This is a genomic window from Pantoea sp. S61, assembly GCF_016625145.1.
Classification (GTDB): Bacteria; Pseudomonadota; Gammaproteobacteria; order Enterobacterales; family Enterobacteriaceae; genus Pantoea; species Pantoea rwandensis_B.
In genome coordinates this window covers 40,389-46,572 of record NZ_JACVUO010000027.1, presented here as the reverse complement: position 1 = coordinate 46,572, position 6,184 = coordinate 40,389, and the positions used below count along the sequence as shown (strand labels likewise).

Sequence of the window (6,184 nt, the reverse complement as noted above, 5' to 3'; positions counted from 1 at the left end):
ATATAAAGCGGACCAAAAACGGCGATGTCATTAACATAGCCCGCATTGATGTATGCCTGACTGTTTTTAACGCACCATTCATTTATCCACGGCACAAGATAATAAGGCTCGTCCGCTGAAATTATCCATATATCGGCTTCCGGCAGTTGTGATATATCTGATTTGTCTCTGATAGTCATTTTCATTTCAGATATGGCTACACTGCTGTTTCTTTCCTTTAATTCCCGCATAAGCGCAGTCGTCTTGGGGCAGCCTATATCACGCTCGGCAAACATAATCTGACGCGTAAGATTCGTCATTTCTACTTCATCATTATCTACCAGTATGATTTCGCCAACGCCTGAGGTAGCCATTATTGCTGAAACATGATTTCCTATCCCTCCGCATCCTAAAATTACGACTTTCTTTCCCGAGAGTCTGTTCTGTATAACTTCTGGATCGACCCCGTAACTCTGATAATGAAGATGATTGCGGGAGTACCGGCTCTGGAATATATTTTCCGAGGTTTCAGCGGGCATAATAAAGTGATTTGATATCAGGAAGTCGAATGCGCTTTCAAATTCCTTTTTACTCATCCGTTGGGCAACATGCGCGTATGCCTCTGCGGCCGTTTTTTTTTCTGTCCACTGTGCAGCTGCCAGCACAAGGTTTTCCCAGCAAGCTCTGTCAGTAAAGACATGCTGTTTTGAACCGGCACCAAAGATTGCATCATCCTGACGTAAAAGCACCCGGGTATATTTCCCTAATAAATATTTCTGCTCCATGCGTCCCTCTTACCTTAATGCTGAGAAAATGGACGCCCTCTACAGTTCTGTCAGAGGGCGGTTTCTTTCACTTATTAGTTAGCATTTGAATGATCCATGGAATCCTCCTTAATCATCTTGTTTCATTAAATTGCCACTTATGTGACGCGATAATCATTGAATGTTTGCCTGCCTGAGTAAACAGGCAGGTTGTCTGTTTTGTGATCTATGCATCAAAAAAGATTAACTGTTTCTTTAGTGAATTTATTTCTGGAGTCAATGTTATTTTTTTGGTGAGAGTATTTCTAAAAATAAATATCATATAAGTCAGCTATTTAGCTTGTGCTGCAATTTTCATGCATTTAATTTTCTCTGTTTTTTGGAAATTTTATAACATCATTAATTATTTACATTAATGTTTTCGGGTGTTCATCTCCCATTGAGTTCCGAGGCCCTCAATAACCCGGACTGGACTTTAGGTCTTCCGGGGGAGCCAGGGTGAGCATAGTCGCCTTAGCAGTACGCAGAAGAAATAACATGAATGCGGCACTGTGTTCTGTCCGCGTACAGCTGCAAAAACCGCTTTTACGGGGATTGGGCGTAAGCCGGGCACCATTATGAGAGCAGAGACGAGCCTGCATCTGGAGAACAAAAGGGGCGCTACCGGTCCATGCCACACAACAGTCCGGCGTTCCGCCATGAATAACCTTATGTGAAGCTAAATCCTGCATACGGGGTTAAATCTCCCCGATATGCAGGTTTTATCCTTGCAACCACTTTAAATGTCTTGAGGCCCTTTTTCCCGTTAGCCGGACTTTTCCCGCCTGATTCACTGCAGACTGCACGTTTCCCTTTTGTTAGGTCCCGCAGATCCGGAAAAGGGTGGAACCGGATCTTCCGCCGCCAGTGGCGGGTTTCCGGCCTGACCACAACATATAGTGCATTGTTCAATTCCTCACGCGCAGCATATGGGGTGCGTCAGGAAAAGCTGGCGTGGCAACGGGGGCTTTGTGGCACGCTGCGGGCGTGCTACGCTTCCGGGAAAGTCGCAAATTAAGAAGAAAGCGGATCCGTGGAAGACAGCGATTGGGTAATTTATCTGTGTGGTTATATGACTGCTTATTATCAGGTGGGTTATTTTTGTGTTGAGCGACTATATGAATTGAAAATACAGGCGTCAGGGAAAGATGGTTTCAGGACGGGACTATTAGCGAGGAGCTATGTATCAGGGGATTGAACATGTATGGGCAGTGCTCACAGGAACTTTTCAGCATAAACATTTGTGGCTTGAATACAGAGCCTGGCCAACCAGATATCAGAAAAATTTAAAAGCTTCAAATTACCGAGGACAGCCGGTAATTGTTACGGGGCCAGCATTGGCCATCGCAGAATGGTTACCTGATTACAACTGCTGGGTCCTTTCCGACCTGTCTCAGATTGGTCGCACCGTTTCTCATGAACCATGTGATGAAATTTATCTTTACCCTTCTTCTGATACTTATCTTGATGTAGAAGGAATTGAAGGCATGCTGAGTTTTGCAGGATTGTAATTATTGGCGGGATGTTACTGGATCTAAGGAGCACAGTGTCATGGAGAACGAGATTTCTGTTTGGGTGCCGGTGATTTCAGTCCTAGCGGGGAGTGGGCTGACCGGCATAATACAGTTTTTCATTAACCGTCAAAATCATCGCTTCGCACTTGAGCGTGAGGAAGAAACAGCGGAGAAGCGCCATAAGCGGGAACTGGCAGACAAGGAAGAGAAAGACCGACGTGAGTGTTATTTTTTAGCCATCGAATTAGTTTTTCGCCTCGAAGAGTACGCTGAAAAATGTGCTTATGTTGGTATTGATCAAGGTATATGGGAAGGTGACGCTTTTGCTGAATTCATTCATCCAATTCCAGCGCTTAACCTACTCAATGTCACCGCTGACTGGCGTGTACTTCCTTCTCGACTATTGTACAAAGTCCGTGATCTTTCAGCACAACATGATCGTGCCTGCAGTGGAATTAGCGCATGGTTTGAAGCGTCTGATCCCCGGGATTCAACAGAGATGTCGAGGTCGCTGATTTACCGACAAAGACGTTTTTTACGGCAGGGACTTCTGGCCATGCTTTATGCAGCCCTACTGCGCAAGCACTGCTCAATGGCTAGTTCACCTTTAATGAGAGACCGCCTTAGCGTCGGGGAAACATTATGGGCAGCATGGCGACAACAGCGCAGGTCTGCGACTGATGAGTCGATTCGTCACCGTAAACAGTTACCGGCTATCAATATATAGCTTTTGTGCAATGAGCTTGTGCAGTGAGGAAATTAACTAACCTCATACCGAACAAACAGACTGTGAGACTTATAATTGACACATCATCCAGTGTTATATGGAGAAGCTAACCTAACAACTGAGCGACTACCGGTTGCTATTGACTATCCTGCGGCGCTGGCGCTGCGACAGATGGCCGCGCTGGTCGACGACCTGCCGAAGTACCTGCTGGCGCCGGAGGTCAGCGCCCTGCTCCACTTCATGCCCGACCTGCGGCGCAAGATGCTGTTCACCACGCTGTGGAACACCGGCGCCCGCATCAGCGAGGCGCTGGCGCTGACGCGGGGAGACTTTCTGCTGCGCCAGCAGTACCCGTTCGTGCAGCTGGCCACGCTCAAGCAGCGCGAGGTGAAGGCGGAGCGCCGCGCCGGCCGCCCGGCCGCCGGCGTCGTGCCCCACCGCCTGGTGCCGCTCTCCGACACGCAGTTCGTGACGCAGCTGGAGATGATGATCGCCACCCTGCGCATTCCGCTGGAGCGTAAGAGCGAGAAGACCGGGCGGGCGGAAAAGGTGCGCCTGTGGGAGGTCACCGACCGCACGGCGCGCACCTGGCTGAACGAGGCGGTGAAGGCGGCGGCGTCAGAGGGGGTAACGTTCTCGATACCGGTCACCCTGCACACCTTCCGGCACAGCTACGCCATGCACATGCTCTACGCCGGCACGCCGCTCAAGGCGCTGCAGAGCCTGCTCGGGCACAAGAGCGCGAAGTCGACGGAGATTTATACGCGGGTGTTCGCGCTGGACGTGGCGGCCCGGCACCGGGTGCAGTTTCAGATGCCGGGTAATGAGGCTGTGGCAATGCTAAAGAAAGAGTGATGTCGAGTTTAATATTTAAGCGAGAATGCACGACGGCCTAACTGACATTTATGATATTAAGGCGCTTAATCATCGGAAAAAAATGCTATTTTTCAACTACCTTTGAATATCATGACATCATGATGTCATGATGTCATGATGTCATGATGTCATGAGTGGGTCTTGTAGTGATTTTTTAGTTAGGCTTGGTATAACTTTTGATAATGAAAGCATGTAATCATGCTTTCATTATCAAACTTCTCATTCGGTGTGGGTGTTATGCTGGCGGTCAAGCAGCGCGTCAGGATCCGGTAGTGAAGGGATGCTGTCAGGATAACGGCGCGCGTCCCACGACCACCACCCCGCCGGCGTGAAGGTCTGGTTACACCAGGCCGTTTTCTCTTCCCTGTGCTGCTGGTAATCCTCGCTGTCCATGCCCCAGACTTCTAGGGGAAAAAGGTTGTCCTCGGATGATGCCAGATCGGTAAGGTAAAAATCAGGAAGGTATTCGTCTTTACCCGCATCGTAGCGCAGCGGCTTCATAAACTTACGCTTTGCCGCGTGCAGAGTCTCTTCGAGCTTCATCTCAAGGCCGGAATCAACCGGAATATAGCGGGGGCTGACGGTCATCAGCGCAGCCTGCCTGACAAGCTTTTCCCGGGAAGCATGCGGATCGACGTAGGCTATCACAATCGTTCTGGCGCCCTCTTTCCATGCGCTGAGCTCACGGGAAAAACTGTGGCACAGTGAACGCCAGAGCGCGGGCGTCACCGTCAGATAGGGCATGCCGTGAAAATCCCTGACTGGAAGGCGATCCGGACAGGTACTGAAAGCAGGCTGCCAGGCAGCTAACTCCGCCACGGCGATAAGACGCGTCTTCGACAGGCGTGAAAAACTGACGCAATCCTGATTGCGCTTCGCATCCCTGTCGCCCTTCAGGCCGGACGGCGTGAGCAACAGGTCTGAAAGACGAAAGCCCGCCGCCCGGATATGGGCGGCGGCTTTCCGGAGGTGCCAGCCCATCAGCGGGCCGTTACGGCTTCCCTCCCATGCCGGGTGCCACTCCGTGTAACGTGAGGTTTCCCACAGCAGATGTAAGAGGCCAAGCAGCGTCATCGTGTTTCGCTTGACCGACTTACCCGCAGGTCGGGGAGACGGGGTGTGCGTGGGTTCTTCCTCCTCCGGCCCCTGCTTATTTAGCGGCACGTCGAGCGTGACCATAAGCGTACCCGAAGGTGTTTCGCGCAGCGCTGCATGCCGGTAAGTCTGCTGACCGCCTTCCCCCGTGATTCTGCTGTAAAAACGGCAGTCTTCTTTATGGTGTGCGCCGGTGTAGCGGTACTTTGCCAGATGGCAACGATCGCCGCGCCGGACGATGCTGAGAGGCAGTTCCTCACCAAACCTGCAGCGGCAAGCGCCGCTTCCCTTCATATCGCGTGCTTCGCTAAGCCATTCCTGAAACAGCGCCCTATCCTGATGTTCAGGTGCAAAGGCGCGGGACTCAGCTTCATCGCTCCTTCCTTTATAGATGCTTACCCAGTAAGTCTGTTTCATCTCAGTGTAACCCCGCGGAATTGTCATTAAATCATTCTATCATGATTTGATGCTATCATGCTTTCATTCAGCTGTGAACCGTGGCATATTATGCTCACGAAAGAAATGAAATAATGAAAGGATGAAATCATGACGATTATCTCTTGTATAGGACAAAAAGGCGGCGGGTCGAAAAGCACTACGGCCAGAACCTTGGCAGCGGGATTTACTGAAGCAGGATGGAAGACTCACCTCGCAGATATTGATGAAAAACAGCAGACCTCCATGAAATGGTGCCGCCGGCGTGAGGAGGCGGGCTTACCCGCCATAGAGTGCGGCCTTTACCGCCGCGTGGACACGGCTGTAAAAGTGAAGGATCAGTATCATCTCCTGATTATTGACGGACGTCCGGCCGCAGAAACGACGTCCATGGATGTTGCTTCGGAATCCGACGTTGTCATCGTTTCTACCGGGCCGACGATTGATGACCTTGAGCCTTCTCTTGAGCTCGGCAGGGAACTCACGATGAAAGGCATTCCTCGTGAAAAAATCGTGTTTCTCGTTGCGAAAACACCGTCAGCTGCGGAAGGAAAAAAGGCGCAGGCCACCATTGGTGCCTGGGGGTTCAAGGTCCTTGACGCGACAATCCGTTTCCAGCCGGCTTACGGTCAGGCCCTTGACGGAGGGAGAGCGCTGTTTGAAACCCCGTTCAAAACGCTCAACGATGAGGCAAGAGCGATGGTTGAGGAAATTCATGATATCATTAATGCATGAAATCATTCTTTAATGAGTTA

6 protein-coding genes are annotated in these 6,184 nt (G+C 50.6%); 4 read left to right on the top strand and 2 right to left on the bottom strand.

Annotation, left to right across the window (positions count from 1 at the left end):
* Positions 1-764: ThiF family adenylyltransferase (locus IAE30_RS27775; RefSeq protein ID WP_200681424.1), on the bottom strand; the 764-nt coding region annotated here is incomplete at its 3' end.
* 1,199 nt (positions 765-1,963) lie between these two features.
* On the opposite strand from IAE30_RS27775, the gene IAE30_RS27770 reads away from it, so the two are divergent.
* The 3 genes from IAE30_RS27770 (at position 1,964) to IAE30_RS27760 (ending at position 3,878) form a co-directional block, all read left to right on the top strand.
* Positions 1,964-2,293: a hypothetical protein gene (locus IAE30_RS27770; RefSeq protein ID WP_200681423.1), complete on the top strand. Its 330-nt coding sequence runs from the start codon at positions 1,964-1,966 to the stop codon at positions 2,291-2,293.
* 40 nt (positions 2,294-2,333) lie between these two features.
* Complete coding sequence (locus IAE30_RS27765) at positions 2,334-3,023, top strand: hypothetical protein (protein ID WP_200681422.1); 690 nt, start codon at positions 2,334-2,336, stop codon at positions 3,021-3,023.
* A 90-nt stretch (positions 3,024-3,113) separates the two neighbouring features.
* A complete protein-coding gene (locus IAE30_RS27760; RefSeq protein WP_200681428.1) occupies positions 3,114-3,878 on the top strand; it encodes a site-specific integrase in 765 nt (254 codons plus the stop codon).
* A 240-nt stretch (positions 3,879-4,118) separates the two neighbouring features.
* Here the strand turns inward: IAE30_RS27760 and IAE30_RS27755 are convergent, their stop codons facing one another.
* A complete protein-coding gene (locus tag IAE30_RS27755; RefSeq protein ID WP_200681421.1) occupies positions 4,119-5,411 on the bottom strand; it encodes a DUF1173 family protein in 1,293 nt (430 codons plus the stop codon).
* 129 nt (positions 5,412-5,540) lie between these two features.
* Between IAE30_RS27755 and IAE30_RS27750 the strand changes: the two genes are divergently transcribed.
* The gene (locus IAE30_RS27750) at positions 5,541-6,164 is read left to right on the top strand and encodes a ParA family protein (protein ID WP_200681420.1); all 624 of its coding nucleotides are present in this window, start codon (positions 5,541-5,543) and stop codon (positions 6,162-6,164) included.
* The last annotated feature ends 20 nt before the right edge of the window (positions 6,165-6,184 follow it).